Source organism: Pseudomonas rhodesiae (assembly GCF_007858255.1).
GTDB classification, from domain to species: Bacteria; Pseudomonadota; Gammaproteobacteria; order Pseudomonadales; family Pseudomonadaceae; genus Aquipseudomonas; species Aquipseudomonas rhodesiae.
In genome coordinates this window covers 40,854-56,808 of the sequence record NZ_VFEU01000014.1, presented here as the reverse complement: position 1 = coordinate 56,808, position 15,955 = coordinate 40,854, and the positions used below count along the sequence as shown (strand labels likewise).

The window sequence follows — 15,955 nt, the reverse complement described above, 5'->3', positions numbered from 1 at the left end:
CGCGGCACGCCTCGCATGGGTTATGTGAAGCTGCTGCTCCTGCAGGCGGTGTTTGTTCTGTCCTGGAGTTCGGGCTTTATCGGCGCCAAATTGGGCGCGCAGAGTGCCGGTGCATTCAACCTGCTGTTCTGGCGATTTCTGTTGGTCTCGCTGTGCCTGGGCGTGTTTTTGAATGTGCGGTTGCTCAAGGTTTCCTGGGCGCAGATACGCCATTACGCAGTGATCGGGTTTCTCTCGCAGTTTCTCTATTTGAGTTGCGTTTACGTGGCGATCCAGAACGGGTTGCCGCCGGGGATCGCGGCCATTATCGCGGCCTTGCAGCCGTTGATGACGGCGGCGCTGTCAACGGGGAACGCCGGGGAGCGCAGTGGTGGATGGCAGTGGCTGGGGTTGCTGATCGGGTTTGTCGGCGTGTCGATCGTCATCTCAGGGCAATACGGCAGCAGCGGGCAAAGTGTCGGCCTGGTCATGTATCTGTTACCGCTGGTGTCGGCGTTGGGGCTGACCCTGGCAACCCTGTATGAGCGCCGTTCTGCGCAACAACACAGCACGGGCCTGGTCTTGCCACTGTTTATCCAATCGCTGCTGACGCTGATCGGGTTTACCGCTGCGGTGTTGTATACCGACACCCTGAGCATTCCCCATGAGCCTGAGGTACTGATCTCGATTGTCTGGCTGACGGTGTTCTCGACCTTCATTGCCTACTTGAGTCTTTGGATGCTGCTGCGGTTCATGACCGCGACCCATGTGGCAGTGCTGGTTTACCTGGAGCCGCCAGTGACCTTGGTGTGGGCGGCGTTGATGTTTGGCGATGCGATTCTCGCCTCCACCTATGCCGGCATTGCGGTGGTTGTCGCCGGTCTGATTCTGGTTCGACTCAAGCGACCGACCGTCGCCTGCACATCGTGATGCCCTCAGCTTCAGCAAGCCGACAGATATCGCCTGTTACAAATTCTCCATGGCCACGCAGGAGCATGGCTGCGGCAACGGGGGGATTTTTGACAGCGGCAGGTGTTGGGCGCTTACGCCCGAGGGGTTTGTATGTTGCTACGTTATGCGGCATTGGCGGCGGTGGTCGTGGCTGCGTCCGGGTGTGTGCAAGAGCGTGTGGTGCATGAGCGCCGACCGGTGCAACGGGAATATGTCGAGGTGGTGGCGCCGCAGCCGCCGCCGGTGCAAGTGGTCGAAGTCGAACCGCCGGCACGTTATGGCTATATCTGGTCTCGCGGCTATTGGCGTTGGGAGGGCGGTCGCTATGTGGCGGTCCATGGCCACTGGGAGCCAGTGCGCGAAGGCTATCGCTATGTGCATCCGCATTGGGTGCAGCGCAGTGATGGCTTTCACTGGCAGATTGGTGGCTGGGTGCGTTGAGCCCGGCTCAGCCCAGGCGCTTCATGCCGGCTGCCTTGGCGGCATTAGCGTCAAAGGTCGCGGTGTATTCACAGCCGGCCCCATGGGCGCACCGCTCAATCAGGCAGTCGGCGAAATCGGCCTTGCCGACGCTGAACTTGCGTAGCGCCTGCCAGATGACTTCGGCATGTTCCAGGGTCAACTCGCGGGTGCGCAGCAGGGTTTCCAGCACGCTGACCACGTCACGCTTGGCGCACGCGTAGCAGCTCTGCAGGACCCACACCAGTTCCACTACCGACACCAGGCTGACAAACCCTGGAGACACTGTAGTGAGGGATTCGATCAATTCGGACGCCTGAGCGGACTGAACCGGGTCGTCCTGGGTGATGTAGCGCACCAAGACATTGGTATCCAACCCGATCATCGAGCTTTAGCTCCCTGCGCGGCGATGGCCTGGTTCATGTCATCGAGCGAGACCGCTTTGGCTGGCATTGGGATCAGTCCCTTCAGATCGCGAACGGTTTTACTCGCTGCAACGATTGAAAACCGGCCGTCTTCCATCTCGACGAATTCCACGCGGTCGCCGGTTTCCAGGCCAAGGGCGGTACGGACTTGCACGGGGATCGTGATTTGTCCTTTAGAGGTGAGGGTGGCGGTGGCCATAGCAAAGAGCTCCATCGGGGTATTCCTTACCCTAAGGTAAGGAATGATGGAGGACAAGGTCCGTTGGTCCATAGCGTGTTCTGCTCAAGCTAAAAGTGGGGTAGGTCAAAACCTAGTCCGAACTTTTAACGCTCGCACACCCGATCCGGCGCCAAAGCAATACAAACTATGAACGCGCTTACTGCACCACGCGATAACACGGCACATACGCGGCGCCGCCGGGCAGTTTCATGCGGTGCTGGGCCACGAATGCTTTCAACAGTTCATCCAGCGGTTTCATGATCGCCGGATCGCCATGGATCTCGTACGGCCCATTTTCTTCGATCAGGCGGATGCCCTTGTCCTTCACGTTGCCCGCCACGATCCCGGAGAACGCGCGACGCAGGTTCGCCGCCAGTTCGTGAGGCGGTAGGGCGTGACTCAGTTGCAGGCTGGCCATGTTCTCGTGGGTCGGATCGAACGGGCGCTGGAAGCCTTCGTCAATCTTCAGCAGCCAGTTGAAGTGGAAGGCGTCGTTGCGCTCGCGGCGGAACTGCTTCACCTCCTTTAGGCCGGCGTTCATCTGACGGGCCACTTCGGCCGGGTCGTCGATGATGATTTGGTAGTGCGCCTGCGCCGCTTCGCCAAGGGTGGCGCCGACGAACGCGTGCAGTTGTTGCAGATACGGCGCGGCCTGTTGTGGCCCGGTGAGGATCACCGGGAACGGCACATCGCGGTTATCCGGGTGCATCAGGATGCCCAGCAGGTACAGAAATTCTTCAGCGGTGCCGGCGCCGCCTGGGAAGATGATGATGCCGTGGCCCACGCGCACGAAGGCTTCCAGGCGTTTTTCGATGTCCGGCAGGATCACCAGTTCATTGACGATCGGGTTCGGCGCTTCGGCGGCGATGATGCCTGGCTCGGTCAGGCCCAGGTAACGCCCGCCGGTGATGCGCTGCTTGGCGTGGGAAATGGTCGCGCCCTTCATCGGGCCCTTCATCACGCCTGGGCCACAGCCGGTGCACACGTCCAGGCTGCGCAGGCCGAGTTCGTGCCCGACTTTTTTGGTGTATTTGTATTCTTCGGTATTGATCGAGTGACCGCCCCAGCACACCACGATCTTCGGTTCCACGCCCGGACGCAGCGTGCGTGCGTTGCGCAGCAGATGGAACACATAGTCGGTGATGCCCTGGGAGTTGCTCAGGTCGATGCGCTGGCTGTCCAGCTCGTTCTCGGTGTAGACGATGTCGCGCAGGGCGCTGAACAGCATCTCGCGGGTGCTGGCGATCATTTCGCCATCGACGAAGGCGTCGGCCGGGGCATTGAGCAATTCCAAGCGCACGCCACGGTCCTGCTGGTGGATGCGCACTTCAAAGTCTTTGTAGGCGTCGAGGATGGTCTTGGCGTTATCGATATGCGCGCCGGTATTGAGGATCGCCAGGGCGCATTGGCGGAACAGGGTGTAGATGCTGCCGGTACCGGCTTCGCTCAGTTGCTGGACTTCGCGTTGGGAGAGGGTTTCGAGGCTGCCCTTGGGGCTGACGGAGGCATTGATGACTTGACGTTGGGGCATTCTGATTCCTTGAAAGCGCAGCCACCGCAGCCCCTGGGGGGCGATGGCTTGAGAAAGGTGGGCGCCGATCACGGTCGCACGAGACGGTTTTTACCTCAGCCACACGGCCGAGCGCAAACACCGTCCAGCACCATCATGCCGCAGAACTTACTCGATCAGCTTCCAGTTTTTGTAGAAAACCCGACGCAGGGTAAAGACCATGGCGGCAAACCCGGCGATCACGGCGTTAAGCACCGCCGGCAGCGGGGTCGGCCGCACAATGTCGATAAACAGGCAGTAGCGCTTGGCGTCGTTTTTGTTGAAGGACGCGTGCATCAGGGTGTCATCGAAGATAAACAGCGGATCGTCATGCCAGTAGTGCTTGTGCTCGCCCACCTGGATATACACCCCATCGTGATGGGGCGCCGGTGCCATGTTGTAGAGCACGCGGAACATCATGCGCAGCGGGCCGAAGTGAAAAGACGTGGAGCGGTTCTCGTTGAATACCGACACGCCGATGGTTTTCACGAACGGCAGCTTTTGCCGCAGTTGCGGGATGTTCAGCGTGGTTTCGATCGGCCGACCGTACCATTGGAAAAACAACATGCCTCGTTTCTTCTCGGCCATGCGCTCATCCAGATAACCGATGATTTCATCCTTGTGGGCCATGGCATCGTCGATCACCTGTTGCAGTTCCTCGCGCCAGGCAGGCGGCAAGTCACGCATCGTATAGACATGGCGATTGCGCGAACTCAGCAGGTCGAACAGGGTGTTGAACGGCGCCAGCAACCACGTGTTGCGGCCGCTGCCGATAAAGTACTTTTTGACGGTGGGCGCGTCATACAGGCCGTTGCGCAGGAAATCGTAGATCCCGCAGACCAGCACCAGGCTTAGAAAGACCACGGTGGTCACGGGAAACACTCCCATAAACAGCAACACGCCGATGACCCAGGCAACAGACACCGCTTTTTTACGCAACGCAGACTTATTCATGACACTCAAGCTCCAGCAGGACGCCATTCGACAGGTCCGTATCCGTGGCCGCGAGTGGTGGTTTTTGAAACATGTTGAAACATTTGCGTCATCATAAGGCGTTTGCCGCCCCATCGGCATTTTAAATAGTGCGAAATTGTGAAGGCTTTACACAGTTTTTAACCCCGCAGGATCCCGTGCATTGGATTTTGTAAACGCAAGATTTGCGACTATCGTGACGCTTCGGTTTTTTGGACGTCATAGACCGGTACGATTGAAGTTGAATGGCTACCACTGGCCTTCGGCACCTTGGAAGAGGCAGAAATTTTATGATCATCAAACCGCGGGTTCGTGGCTTCATCTGTGTGACCGCTCACCCTGTTGGCTGTGAGGCGAACGTCAAAGAGCAGATCGACTACGTGACTCAACACGGCACCATCGAAGGCGGCCCGAAGAAGGTGCTGGTTCTCGGTGCTTCCACCGGCTACGGCCTGGCCGCGCGCATCAGTGCCGCGTTTGGCTGCGGCGCCGATACCCTGGGCGCGTTTTTTGAGAAAGAAGGCGAAGAAGGCAAGCTGAGTTCGGCCGGCTGGTACAACAGCGCTGCGTTCGAGAAGTTTGCCGTCGAAAAAGGCCTGTACGCCAAGAGCATCAACGGCGACGCGTTCTCCGACGAGATCAAGCGCCTGACCATCGACACCATCAAGAAAGATCTGGGCAAGATCGACCTGGTGGTCTACAGCCTGGCCGCGCCACGCCGTACCGACCCGAAGACCGGTGAAGTCTACAACTCCACGCTCAAGCCGATCGGCAAGGCCGTGACCCTGCGTGGTATCAACACCGACAAGGGCGTAGTGGTCGACACCACCCTGGAGCCGGCGACCCAGGAAGAAATCGACGGCACCGTGAAGGTCATGGGTGGCGAAGACTGGCAACTGTGGATCGACGCCCTGCGTGACGCAGATGTACTGGCCGAAGGCGCCAAGACCACCGCGTTCACCTACCTCGGCGAAAAGCTGACCCAGGACATCTACTGGAACGGCTCCATTGGCGAAGCCAAGAAAGACCTGGACAAGAAAGTCCTGACCCTGCGTGAAAACCTCGCGGCATTGAAGGGCGACGCCCGCGTCTCGGTACTCAAGGCGGTTGTCACCCAGGCCAGCTCTGCGATTCCGATCATGCCGCTGTACCTGTCGTTGCTGTTTAAAGTGATGAAAGAGCAGGGCACCCACGAAGGTTGCATCGAGCAGGTCTACGGCCTGTTCAAGGACAGCCTGTACGGCAAGGCACCGAAGCTCGACACCGACGGCCGCCTGCGTGCCGACCTGGCTGAGCTGGAGCCGAAAGTCCAGGACGCCGTGGCGGCGCTGTGGAACCAGGTGACCGATGAAAACGTCGACGAGATCAGCGATTTTGCCGGCTACAAGGCGGAGTTCCTGCGCTTGTTCGGCTTTGAAGTCGAGGGTGTGGACTACGAGGCTGACGTGAACCCGACGGTGAAGATCAACGGTCTGATCCAAGCCTAAAGCGCGGTTAAAAATGTTGGAGGGGGCTTGCCCCGATGGCGTCGCGTCAGACAGCTCAGCTGTAGCTGAGCTACCGCCGTCGGGGGCAAGCCCCCTCCCACTTTGATTTGTGTGCGTTTCAGAGGTTTCTTACGCTTCAGCGCGCCTTTCCCTCCCTTCAAATCTGCCAGACTCCTCCCGCTATCAAGCCAAGCCAAGCCAACGGAGGATCTGATGACGATTCGTGCAGTAGTTTTTGATTTCGGCGGTGTTCTCTTCGATTGGAGCCCGCATCACCTCTACCGCAAACTGATTGCCGACGATCACGAACGGCAGTGGTTCCTGGATAACATCTGCACCCAGGCCTGGAATACCGAACAAGATGCGGGGCGGCCGCTGGCTGAAGCCACGCAAATCCTGATCGATCAACACCCCCAGCATAGATACTTGATCACGGCCTATTACGACCGCTGGCACGAAATGCTGCGCGGCCCTTTGCCTGAAGGCGTGGCGATTCTCCAGGCCTTGCACACCGCAAACATGCCCTTGTTCGGGCTCACCAACTGGTCGGCCGAAACCTTCCCCTATGCTCGTAAACACTACCCGTTCCTGCAGTGCTTGCGTGACATCGTCGTGTCTGGCGAAGTGAAGCTGATCAAACCCGACCCGGCGATCTACCACGCCAGCCTCGCGCAGGTGCGTGCCCATCTGGCCGATATCCAGCCGAGCGAAGTGGTGTTCATCGATGACGTGGCCGACAACGCCGAAGCCGCCAGCGCTCTGGGTTGGCAGGGCATTCATCATGTATCGGCCGAGCAGACATCGGCACGGTTGCGTGAATTGGGCGTGGGCTTCTAGCGCGCCCATTTCTCCATCACAAAATCGACAAACGCTCGCAACTTGGGCAGGCGATAACGATCCTGGCCGTACAGCACATGCATGGGGCGGCTGGGCAATTGATAGTCGGTCAGCAACGCCACTAGTTTGCCGCTGTGCAGATCGGGCTGGACCAGCGCATCGGGCAGCATCACGATGCCCATGCCTTGCACCGCCGCTTGGCGCAGGGCTTGTGAGCTATTGATGGTCAACGATCCGGACACCGGGATTTCCACTTCGCCGTCCGCTCCCGTCATACGCCAGAGCTTGTCGGCGTTGCGCCAGTCGTCGGTGGACGGATAGGCGAATGCCAGGCAGTCGTGTTGTTGCAGGTCTTCGGGCTTGGTCGGCGTGCCGCGTCGCGCCAGGTAGCTCGGCGAAGCGCAGAGGGTGATGGTGTAGTCCTGCATGGGCCGGGCGATCAGGCTCGACGGTTCCAACTCGCCCAGGCGGATCGCCACGTCGAAGCCACTGTCGACCAGGTCCATGCGCTGGTTGCTGAGCACCACATAGAGCTTGATCTGCGGATAACGTTGGGAGAATTCGCTCAACGCCGGCGCCAGGCGCTCGGTGCCGAAGGCGGGTGGGGCGGTGATGCGCAAGGTGCCTCTGGGCACGTCGCTGTGGGCTTGTTCGGCCAGTTGTTCGGAGTCGGCCACCAGCCCCAGCACCTCCAGACAGCGTTGGTAATACTGGCCGCCGAACTCCGTAAGGCTCTGCTTGCGCGTGGTGCGCTTGAGCAGGCTGACTCCCAGGCGCTGTTCCAGGGCTCGCAGGTGGTTGCCGACCATCGTGGTCGACATGCCGCAGGCGTGGGCTGCCGCTGTCATGCTGCCGGTCTCCACCACTTTTACGTACACCGACATTGCCTGGAACAGATCCATTATCAAGCCCTGATTTAAAGTCATTGCACAAATGCGCAGTTTATCCAGCTCAGGTGGCTAACGATACTGGGACCATCAACCTGATGACTTGGAGCCCGCACCATGACCGCCGCCTGCCTGATGACCACCTACCAACCCTTGGCCCTGAGCTTCGCCCGTGGCCTGGGCACGCGTCTGTGGGACCCGCAGGGTCGCGAGTACCTCGATGCGGTGGCGGGTGTGGCGGTGACCAATGTCGGGCATTCCCACCCGCGCCTGGTGGCGGCCATCAGCGAGCAGGCCGGTCTGTTGTTGCACACCTCCAACCTCTACAGCATCGACTGGCAACAACGCCTGGCCCAGCGTCTTGCGCAGCTGTCCGGCCTGGATTGCGCGTTCTTCAACAACTCCGGTGCCGAAGCCAACGAAACCGCGCTCAAACTGGCGCGCTTGCACGGCTGGAAAAAGGGTATCGAAGAGCCGTTGATCGTGGTGATGGAGAACGCTTTCCACGGGCGCACCCTGGGCACCATGGCGGCCAGTGACGGGCCGTCGGTACGCCTTGGGTTTCAGCGCTTGCCGGGGAATTTTCTCAAGGTCCGGTTCGGTGACTTGGCCGCCATTGAGGCGATCACCCGCACCCACGGCGCACGTATCGCGGCTGTGCTGCTGGAGCCGATCCAGGGCGAAAGTGGCGTACTGCCCGCGCCGCCCGGCTATTTGCGTGACCTGCGCGATCATTGCACCGCCCACGGTTGGCTGATGATGCTCGATGAGATCCAGACCGGCATCGGTCGCACCGGTGCGTGGTTCGCGTTCCAGCATGAAGGCATCGTGCCGGACGTGATGACCTTGGCCAAGGGCCTTGGCAATGGCGTGCCGATCGGAGCTTGCCTGGCGCGGGCGGGTGTGGCGCGCTTGTTCACGCCGGGCAGTCATGGCAGCACGTTTGGCGGTAACCCGCTGGCTTGCCGGGTGGGCTGCACGGTGCTGGACATCATCGAAGAGCAGGGCTTGCTGCACAACGCCGCGCAACAGGGCGAACGCTTGCTGGCGCGGCTGCGCGTGGAGCTGGCGGAACACCCCCAGGTGCTGGCGATTCGCGGGCAGGGCTTGATGATCGGCATCGAACTGGCCAACCCGTATCGCGACCTGGCCCAGCGCGCCGCCCAGGAACATGGGCTGCTGATCAATGTGACGCGGGGCAAGATCATCCGCCTGCTGCCGCCGCTGACCCTGGACGGCAAGGAAGTCGAGATGATCGTGCGGGCCATTAGCCGGTTATTGGATCAGGGCCATTGAGCCATTCTTGGTTGAGGGTTTCGGTGTCACCCAGGTATTCCAGCAACCACGCCATGGCCGGGGACAGCTTGTTCTGCGCCCAGGCCACGCAGGACGGGCTGGCGGGGAAGGGGCGGGTGAGTCGCAGCGCTACCAGCTCGCCGCGTTCGATCCACGGCGTCACTTGATGTGCCGGCGCCATGCCGACACACAGGCCGTCGCGCAGGCAATCGATGGCGGACGCCCAGTTGGGCACGACCAGGCGCCGTTGGTTATCCAGGGTCCAGGTATCGCGCTTGGGCAGGTTGCGCGAGGTATCGGTCATGCACAGCGAAGCGAAGGGGCGCAACTGGTCGTCGTTGAGCAAGCCTTCAGCCCTCGCCAGCGGGTGTTCTGCGCTGACCACGCACAGCCAGTTCAACAGGCCCATGTCGCGGAAGGTAAAGTGGCTGGCCACCGGCACCGCGCTGGTGGCGCCGATCACAATGTCGGTGCGCTCGTCGGCCAGGGCATCCCATACGCCGTTGTACACCTCGTATTCCAACAGCAATTCCACCTCGGGGAACTGTCGATAGAAATCCAGCACCAGTTGCCGGCAGCGCTGGGGCTTGACGATGGAGTCCACTGCCACCTTCAACTGGCCGCTCCAGCCATTGGCCACCTGCTGGCACAAGCGCCGCGTACCGAGCATTTTCTTCATCACCCCCCGAGCTTCGTCGATAAACAGTCGGCCGGCGGGGGTCAGCTCCACGTCACGGTGACGTCGCACGAACAACGGCACCGCCAGCCATTCTTCCAACTGACGCACCGTATAGCTGATGGCTGACGGTACGCGGTGCAATTCCTGAGCGGCGGCGCTGAAACTGCCATGGCGGGCCACTGCGTCTACCACGTCCAGAGAATATTCGGACCACATGGCTATTGCCTTCAAAAATATTGATAAGAGTGCCCAATTATTATCGCTTCACACAGAAGCTGTCAGCTTCATAATGGGCGCTAGTCAGCAAATAGTTTGATGGCAATGTCAGCAAGGCTTCAATGAAAAATTCGTTTGGTTTCACCGGGTATCTAGCGGGCCTGAGCATGCTCGGTTATCTCGCCATGGACATGTACTTGCCGGCGTTCGGCGCCATGGGCCAGCACTTGCAGATCAGCGCGAGCGCGGTTGGCGCGAGCTTGAGCGTATTCCTCGCAGGTTTTGCGCTGGGGCAGTTGATTTGGGGGCCGCTGTCCGACCGGCTAGGACGCAAGCCAATCCTGCTCGCGGGCCTGAGCCTGTTTGTGCTGGGCTGCGTCGGGATGTTCTGGGTCGACAGCGCTGCGCAACTGCTGGCCCTGCGCTTTATCCAGGCGGTTGGGGTGTGTTCCGCCGCCGTGAGTTGGCAGGCACTGGTGATCGATCGCTACCCCGCCGATAAGGCCCACCGCGTATTTGCCAGCATCATGCCGTTGATGTCGCTGTCGCCGGCTTTGGCGCCGTTGTTGGGAGCGGTGGTGTTGAATCATCTGGGCTGGCAGGCAATCTTCGGCGTGCTGTTGGGTGTGTCGCTGGTGCTGCTGGTGCCCACCTTGTTCCTGCGCAGCGTGCCGAAACGGCTGACACAGGCGTCGGCACGTTTGGGTTATGGGCAGTTGCTTAAATCGCGGGTGTTCAGCGGCAATGTGATGATCTTTGCCGCGTGCTCGGCCAGTTTCTTCGCCTGGCTGACGGCCTCTCCCTTTATCCTCGGCGGCATGGGCTACAGCCCTAACGATATCGGTTTGAGTTATGTGCTGCCGACCTTGGCGTTCCTGATCGGCGGCTACAGCTGTCGCAGCGCCTTGCAGCATCTGCCGGGCAAAACGTTGCTGCCGTGGTTGTTGCTGGCCTACTGCGTGAGCATGGGCGCGCTGTACCTGGTTGCCACGTTGACCGTGCCGACCCTGACCACCTTGCTGATTCCGTTCTGCCTGATGGCGCTGTGCAACGGTGCCAGTTACCCCATCGTGGTGGCGAATGCGCTGATGCCCTTTGCGGAAAATTCCGGCAAGGCCGCAGCGCTGCAAAACACCCTGCAACTGGGGTTGTGCTTTGTGAGCAGCCTGCTGGTGTCATCGATGCTCGAGCATCCGCTAATGATCACCGTGATCGTGATGCTGGCGACCGCGCCGTTGGCGGTGTTGGGATATTGGCTGGCCCGGCCGAAGGCCAATCGCGCCGAGCTGGTGACAGAGCTGAACTGAAAGAGGACCCTGCGCAGCGGCTGCCCCAAAGCCTGTAAACCGTTTATGCCTGGCACACCGCAGTGTCTGGAGACAGGGCCGCTTCGCGCCCCAGCGCGGGGCAAGCCCGCTCACCACAACTTGCGGGGGGGCTGCTTCCTTGTGGGGAGCAGGCTTGCCCTGCGTTGGGCTGCGCAGCGGCCCTAATGGCTGCGAATGCGGTGTGTCTGACTCACAGCAGCACCCGTGATTAAAAGGTGATTTCCATATTCACGGTCGGCGTGGAGGTGCGGCTGCCGCGCCCGCCGTCCACGCCAAATTTGTTATGCCAGTACTCGTAACCCACGCCCAGGTACAGGTTCGGTTTGACGCTCTTGCCCGGTCGCACGGCCACCATCAACGCGGTGCGCATCAGCGCTTCGGCAGCGGTATCGCGGCCGTGGTAGTCCTCGCCTTTAGCCCCGACGTAATTGATGAACCCTTGGAATTTCGCCCCGTGGTTGGCGATCTCGAACGGGCGCATCCACGTCAGGTTAAGCATGTAGGTGTCGTCGAAGGTGTGGTCGGATTCCTGGGCGCCGGGAATGCCTGTGTGGTTGCGCTCCTTGTAATACAGCAGGCTCAGGTCCAATACGCCGACAGTATTGAATTTTACGGTCGGGCCGATCACCAGCGCGCGTTTCTTCGCGGAGGCGAAGTTGTTATTGCGGTTGGCGTCGAAGCCCAGGGTCAGGGCGTAATCCTTGATCGCACCCGTGCCCAGCGGCCTGTCGAATACCCGCGACGCATAGAGCTGGTGCCGGTACACCGCGTACACCTCGCTGCCGCCGTGATCGGTGCCCTTGCGCGGGTCGCGGCTGTCCGACAGAAACACATCCAGGTTGAGGAAGTTGCTGCCGTACCGGTAGCCGCTGGCGTGGGTGAAGCTGTAGATACGCTTGCTGAATTCATCGGGGTTGTTCGGGTTGGTGAACTGCTGGCCGTAGCGAAATCCTACGCTGTTGTTCATCCACTCCACCGCGACAGCCTCCCCGCCGCCCAGCAGAGTGAGTGCGACGGTAGCGCCCTGTAATGCCTTTTTCATTGTTTTTGTGTCCTTTGGCGTTGCGGCTCATCACGGCCGAATGGTTTTTGTAACGCCGGCGGAGGGTATCTTGTCTGAATGATTGTATACAACTCTATGGACATCCAGTCCTAGGATTGCATACAGTGGCCCCACAACAAAAACAGAGAACCCCTCACCATGACTACCCCGAAGGCGTCACCGCAGCGGCCAGAAGATGAGAATCTCGGCGTCGCGGCCAATATGGCTTATGGCCTGCAGCATGTACTCACCATGTACGGCGGCATCGTTGCCGTCCCGTTGATCGTCGGCCAAGCGGCCGGCTTATCGCCGGCGGATATCGGCCTGCTGATCGCTGCGTCGTTGTTTGCCGGTGGCTTGGCGACTCTGCTGCAAACCCTTGGCCTGCCATTTTTCGGTTGTCAGTTGCCACTGGTGCAAGGCGTGTCGTTCGCCGGTGTGGCCACCATGGTGGCGATCGTTGGCAGTGACGGAGCGGGCGGTATACCGGCGATCCTGGGGGCGGTGATGGCCGCGTCCTTGATCGGGCTGCTGATCACGCCGGTGTTCTCGCGGATTACCAAGTTTTTTCCGCCATTGGTCACCGGTATTGTCATCACCACCATCGGCCTGACCCTGATGCCTGTCGCGGCGCGCTGGGCCATGGGTGGCAACAGCCGCGCGGCGGATTTCGGCAGCATGTCCAATATCGGTCTGGCAGCGTTGACCCTGGTGCTGGTGTTGCTGCTGAGCAAAATCGGCAGCGCCACTATTTCGCGTTTATCGATCCTGCTGGCGATGGTGATCGGCACGCTGATCGCGGTGCTGCTGGGCATGGCCGACTTCTCGGGCGTCGCCCAAGGGCCGATGTTCGGCTTCCCCACGCCGTTCCATTTCGGCATGCCGACCTTTCACATCGCCGCGATTATTTCCATGTGCATCGTGGTAATGGTGACCCTGGTGGAAACCTCGGCGGACATCCTGGCCGTGGGTGAAATCATCGACACCAAGGTCGATTCCAAACGCTTGGGCAACGGCCTGCGCGCCGATATGCTGTCGAGCATGTTCGCGCCGATTTTCGGTTCGTTTACCCAAAGCGCTTTTGCCCAAAACGTCGGCCTGGTGGCGGTCACCGGGGTGAAAAGCCGTTTTGTAGTGGCCACCGGTGGGCTATTCCTGGTGATTCTCGGATTGCTGCCGTTTATGGGCCGGGTGATTGCCGCAGTGCCGACATCGGTGCTGGGAGGAGCCGGGATCGTGCTGTTTGGCACGGTGGCGGCCAGTGGGATTCGCACCTTGTCCAAGGTGGATTACCGCAACAACATGAACCTGATCATCGTCGCCACTTCCATTGGCTTCGGCATGATCCCCATCGCCGCACCGAGCTTCTACGATCACTTCCCCAGCTGGTTCGCGACCATTTTCCATTCCGGCATCAGTTCGTCGGCGATCATGGCGATCCTGCTGAACCTGGCGTTCAACCATTTCACCGCCGGCAACTCGGATCAGCAGTCGGTGTTTGTCGCGGGGACCGAACGCAGCCTGTGCTTCCACGATGTGGCGGCGCTGCGGGATGGGGATTACTTCAGGGGCGGCAAGCTGTTTGATGCCGAGGGCAAAGAGATTCCGCTGATGGCTGAACCGGCAAGGCAGCCGTCAACGCCTGAGACTTCCGAGGTGTGAAGGGGGGGAGCAAGCCCGCTTGCTCCCACACTCAACTCAACCTGCCTTGCGTGTTGCGTGCGGTACTGCGCACGCTTCGTCCAAAAACTTCACCACAGTCCCCATGCACGCCTGGCGTTCTTCCACATGGGGCATGTGGCTGGAGTCCTCAAACAGCGCCCAGCGCACATCGGCGATCTCATCCAGGAACGGCTTGACCACCAGCGGTGTGGCCTCGTCGTGGCGGCCGGAGATCACCAGGGTCGGCACGTTGATCTTCGACAAACGGCCAATCGATTTCCAATCCTTCAGGCTGCCGATGACGTGGAACTCGGTGGGTCCGCTCATGGCGTGGTACACCGTCGGGTCCGAATCGACCTGGGCAAAGGTGCGGGCCACTTCTTCCGGCCATGGGTTGACCCGGCACACATGCTGGTCATAGAAGATCCGCGACGCGGCGAGGTATTCCGGGTCTTGGTAGGTGCCGGCGGCTTCGTGTTTAAGCAGGGTTTCGTGCACGCCTTCAGGCAGCAGTTTGCGCAGGCGATTGGCTTCGCTGACCCAGGTACGCATGCAGGTCGGCGAGTTGGCCGGGATAAACGCGCGCAGGCCCTTCGGCTGCAGGATCGCGTGTTCGCTGCCAAGCATGCCGCCCCAGGACTGACCCAGGATCGCGTAGTTATCGCTGATCTGCAGGTGGTCCAGCAGGTTGTTCAGCTCGGCGAGGAACAGTTCGACCGTCCAGAAGGATGGATCTTCATCTGGCAAATGGGTGGAGCGGCCGTTGCCGAGTTGATCGTAATGGATCACGGCATGGCCACTGGCCGCGACGTCCTTGAAGGCGTCGACGTAGTCATGGGTGCAGCCGGGGCCACCGTGGATGATCACCAGCGGCGTGCGGCCGCTGTTCAGGTCACCGGTGACGCGGTACCAGGTCTGGTAGGCGCCGAACGCCGCATACCCTTCGCGGATTTTTTCGATGAATTCCATTTCGTACCCTGCTCTTTGAAAAAAAGGATCAGGGTCACGATAAGCCGCCGCGCACATTTAGGTAACTAGCAAAACAGCTAGGTTTTATCGGCGGATCAGTCTTCCAGCAGGCGGTAATGGGTAGCGCGCACCACGGCCTGTACGCGATTCTTGGCCCCCAGTTTGTGCATCGCCGAGGCCAGGTGCAGGGTCACCACGGCCAGTGAACGGCTCAACTGGGTGGCGATTTCCGCCGCGGTCAGGCCTTCGGCGGCCCATTTAAGGCACTCGCGTTCGCGTTTGGTCAGGCGGATATGCGGGTAGCTGCGCAGTTCTTTGCCGAACAGCGGGTAGGCCGCTTCCTGCAAGGCATGGGTGATCAAGCTGAAATCCGCCAGGGTGTGTTGCGCATCCCGCAGCACCGCGCGGGTCTTGCCGACGCGCAGGCCGGTCAGTGAGGCAAAACCGCCTCGGGGCAAATGGATCGGCACACTGACCCCGCAGGTCAGTTGCTGGTCGTGCAGGTAGGAAGACACTGGCGCATGGCAGGGGTCCATGACCTTCTTAAGCGGGGTATCGGCTTTGACGTCGTAGGACCACACAAACGGCGACACTGTGCTCAGCGCCAGGTGCTGCACCGGATCGATCTGATAGAAGCCTTCGCTGCACCATAAGGCGTGCCAGTCCGGCGGGGTGTTGCGCAGTTCCAAGACCGAAGGGGTGATCAACGCGCCCTTCTGGTCCATCGGCACCGGTGTGTAGTCATACACCAAGGCATCGAAGCCCAGTTGTCGGGCGAGGATGAAAGTGTTGTCCATCTGTTCATCCAGGCTCCTGCCCGGCATCAGACGGTCGTTGAATGCAGTTAGCTTGGTCAGCATCCGTTCTGCTCCCGTTTTCATTTGAATCTCGACTTGCGCCAAGTAGAATGCCACGCCCCGGCGAAGGACTGCCAGGCCAAACCTATAAGAAATACTAGGTTATGGACGCACGGCATCCTCGGTAGTGTTGGCCTAAT

At 60.4% G+C, this 15,955-nt stretch carries 16 protein-coding genes; 7 read left to right on the top strand and 9 right to left on the bottom strand.

Features of this window, described 5'->3' with window-relative positions:
• Window positions 1–15: 15 nt before the first annotated feature.
• Both FIV35_RS19505 and FIV35_RS19500 read left to right on the top strand, forming a co-directional pair.
• Complete coding sequence (locus FIV35_RS19505) at window positions 16–909, top strand: DMT family transporter (protein ID WP_052198939.1); 894 nt, start codon at window positions 16–18, stop codon at window positions 907–909.
• Window positions 910–1,041: 132 nt separating this feature from the next.
• Window positions 1,042–1,371: a YXWGXW repeat-containing protein gene (locus FIV35_RS19500; protein WP_034096507.1), complete on the top strand. Its 330-nt coding sequence runs from the start codon at window positions 1,042–1,044 to the stop codon at window positions 1,369–1,371.
• 7 nt (window positions 1,372–1,378) lie between these two features.
• On the opposite strand, the gene FIV35_RS19495 is transcribed toward FIV35_RS19500, so the two are convergent.
• The 4 genes from FIV35_RS19495 to FIV35_RS19480 form a co-directional block, all read right to left on the bottom strand.
• Window positions 1,379–1,774, bottom strand: coding sequence for a type II toxin-antitoxin system VapC family toxin (locus FIV35_RS19495; RefSeq protein WP_034137423.1), 396 nt, complete (start codon window positions 1,772–1,774; stop codon window positions 1,379–1,381).
• Entirely contained in the window at window positions 1,771–2,028 is a 258-nt protein-coding gene (locus tag FIV35_RS19490) for an AbrB/MazE/SpoVT family DNA-binding domain-containing protein (protein WP_034096509.1), read from the bottom strand. The genes FIV35_RS19495 and FIV35_RS19490 overlap by 4 nt, the downstream gene beginning before the upstream one ends.
• Before the next feature lie 163 nt (window positions 2,029–2,191).
• Window positions 2,192–3,565 (bottom strand): nucleotide 5'-monophosphate nucleosidase PpnN, encoded by a 1,374-nt coding sequence (gene ppnN, locus FIV35_RS19485; RefSeq protein WP_034096510.1) that lies wholly within the window; start codon window positions 3,563–3,565, stop codon window positions 2,192–2,194.
• Window positions 3,566–3,712: 147 nt separating this feature from the next.
• A complete protein-coding gene (locus FIV35_RS19480; protein ID WP_034137424.1) occupies window positions 3,713–4,537 on the bottom strand; it encodes an aspartyl/asparaginyl beta-hydroxylase domain-containing protein in 825 nt (274 codons plus the stop codon).
• A 308-nt stretch (window positions 4,538–4,845) separates the two neighbouring features.
• Between FIV35_RS19480 and fabV the strand changes: the two genes are divergently transcribed.
• Window positions 4,846–6,042, top strand: a complete 1,197-nt coding sequence (fabV, locus tag FIV35_RS19475) for an enoyl-ACP reductase FabV (RefSeq protein ID WP_034137425.1) — start codon at window positions 4,846–4,848, stop codon at window positions 6,040–6,042.
• Window positions 6,043–6,255: 213 nt separating this feature from the next.
• Window positions 6,256–6,879, top strand: coding sequence for an HAD family hydrolase (locus FIV35_RS19470; protein ID WP_034137426.1), 624 nt, complete (start codon window positions 6,256–6,258; stop codon window positions 6,877–6,879).
• Here FIV35_RS19470 and FIV35_RS19465 read toward each other — a convergent pair.
• Window positions 6,876–7,781 carry a LysR family transcriptional regulator gene (locus FIV35_RS19465; protein WP_034096514.1) on the bottom strand — a complete coding sequence of 302 codons (906 nt, stop codon included), beginning with the start codon at window positions 7,779–7,781 and terminating at the stop codon, window positions 6,876–6,878. The two genes, FIV35_RS19470 and FIV35_RS19465, sit on opposite strands and share 4 nt — an antisense overlap.
• 102 nt (window positions 7,782–7,883) lie before the next feature.
• Between FIV35_RS19465 and FIV35_RS19460 the strand changes: the two genes are divergently transcribed.
• A complete protein-coding gene (locus FIV35_RS19460; protein WP_034137428.1) occupies window positions 7,884–9,062 on the top strand; it encodes an aspartate aminotransferase family protein in 1,179 nt (392 codons plus the stop codon).
• On the opposite strand, the gene punR is transcribed toward FIV35_RS19460, so the two are convergent.
• Window positions 9,034–9,957 carry a DNA-binding transcriptional activator PunR gene (punR, locus tag FIV35_RS19455; RefSeq protein ID WP_034096516.1) on the bottom strand — a complete coding sequence of 308 codons (924 nt, stop codon included), beginning with the start codon at window positions 9,955–9,957 and terminating at the stop codon, window positions 9,034–9,036. The genes FIV35_RS19460 and punR overlap by 29 nt on opposite strands.
• A gap of 122 nt (window positions 9,958–10,079) precedes the next feature.
• On the opposite strand from punR, the gene punC reads away from it, so the two are divergent.
• Window positions 10,080–11,264 (top strand): purine nucleoside transporter PunC, encoded by a 1,185-nt coding sequence (gene punC / locus FIV35_RS19450; RefSeq protein ID WP_034137429.1) that lies wholly within the window; start codon window positions 10,080–10,082, stop codon window positions 11,262–11,264.
• 229 nt (window positions 11,265–11,493) lie between these two features.
• Here punC and FIV35_RS19445 read toward each other — a convergent pair whose 3' ends face one another.
• On the bottom strand, window positions 11,494–12,327 hold the full coding sequence (locus FIV35_RS19445; RefSeq protein ID WP_034137430.1) for a nucleoside-binding outer membrane protein: 834 nt from the start codon (window positions 12,325–12,327) through the stop codon (window positions 11,494–11,496).
• A gap of 159 nt (window positions 12,328–12,486) precedes the next feature.
• Between FIV35_RS19445 and FIV35_RS19440 the strand changes: the two genes are divergently transcribed.
• Window positions 12,487–13,989: a nucleobase:cation symporter-2 family protein gene (locus FIV35_RS19440; protein ID WP_034137431.1), complete on the top strand. Its 1,503-nt coding sequence runs from the start codon at window positions 12,487–12,489 to the stop codon at window positions 13,987–13,989.
• Between the two features lie 36 nt (window positions 13,990–14,025).
• On the opposite strand, the gene FIV35_RS19435 is transcribed toward FIV35_RS19440, so the two are convergent.
• Both FIV35_RS19435 and FIV35_RS19430 read right to left on the bottom strand, forming a co-directional pair.
• On the bottom strand, window positions 14,026–14,958 hold the full coding sequence (locus FIV35_RS19435; protein ID WP_034137432.1) for a proline iminopeptidase-family hydrolase: 933 nt from the start codon (window positions 14,956–14,958) through the stop codon (window positions 14,026–14,028).
• Window positions 14,959–15,053: 95 nt separating this feature from the next.
• Entirely contained in the window at window positions 15,054–15,818 is a 765-nt protein-coding gene (locus FIV35_RS19430) for a LuxR family transcriptional regulator (RefSeq protein WP_034137433.1), read from the bottom strand.
• Between the last annotated feature and the right edge of the window lie 137 nt (window positions 15,819–15,955).

Coding starts and splice junctions, on each gene's coding strand:
- FIV35_RS19430 (WP_034137433.1), bottom strand. CDS start 15,818: ATGCTGACCAAGCTAACTGCATTCAACGACCGTCTGATGCCGGGCAGG.
- punR (WP_034096516.1), bottom strand. CDS start 9,957: ATGTGGTCCGAATATTCTCTGGACGTGGTAGACGCAGTGGCCCGCCAT.
- FIV35_RS19440 (WP_034137431.1), top strand. CDS start 12,487: ATGACTACCCCGAAGGCGTCACCGCAGCGGCCAGAAGATGAGAATCTC.
- fabV (WP_034137425.1), top strand. CDS start 4,846: ATGATCATCAAACCGCGGGTTCGTGGCTTCATCTGTGTGACCGCTCAC.
- punC (WP_034137429.1), top strand. CDS start 10,080: ATGAAAAATTCGTTTGGTTTCACCGGGTATCTAGCGGGCCTGAGCATG.
- FIV35_RS19500 (WP_034096507.1), top strand. CDS start 1,042: ATGTTGCTACGTTATGCGGCATTGGCGGCGGTGGTCGTGGCTGCGTCC.
- FIV35_RS19445 (WP_034137430.1), bottom strand. CDS start 12,327: ATGAAAAAGGCATTACAGGGCGCTACCGTCGCACTCACTCTGCTGGGC.
- FIV35_RS19465 (WP_034096514.1), bottom strand. CDS start 7,781: ATGGATCTGTTCCAGGCAATGTCGGTGTACGTAAAAGTGGTGGAGACC.
- FIV35_RS19460 (WP_034137428.1), top strand. CDS start 7,884: ATGACCGCCGCCTGCCTGATGACCACCTACCAACCCTTGGCCCTGAGC.
- FIV35_RS19495 (WP_034137423.1), bottom strand. CDS start 1,774: ATGATCGGGTTGGATACCAATGTCTTGGTGCGCTACATCACCCAGGAC.
- FIV35_RS19505 (WP_052198939.1), top strand. CDS start 16: ATGGGTTATGTGAAGCTGCTGCTCCTGCAGGCGGTGTTTGTTCTGTCC.
- FIV35_RS19470 (WP_034137426.1), top strand. CDS start 6,256: ATGACGATTCGTGCAGTAGTTTTTGATTTCGGCGGTGTTCTCTTCGAT.
- FIV35_RS19490 (WP_034096509.1), bottom strand. CDS start 2,028: ATGGAGCTCTTTGCTATGGCCACCGCCACCCTCACCTCTAAAGGACAA.
- FIV35_RS19480 (WP_034137424.1), bottom strand. CDS start 4,537: ATGAATAAGTCTGCGTTGCGTAAAAAAGCGGTGTCTGTTGCCTGGGTC.
- ppnN (WP_034096510.1), bottom strand. CDS start 3,565: ATGCCCCAACGTCAAGTCATCAATGCCTCCGTCAGCCCCAAGGGCAGC.
- FIV35_RS19435 (WP_034137432.1), bottom strand. CDS start 14,958: ATGGAATTCATCGAAAAAATCCGCGAAGGGTATGCGGCGTTCGGCGCC.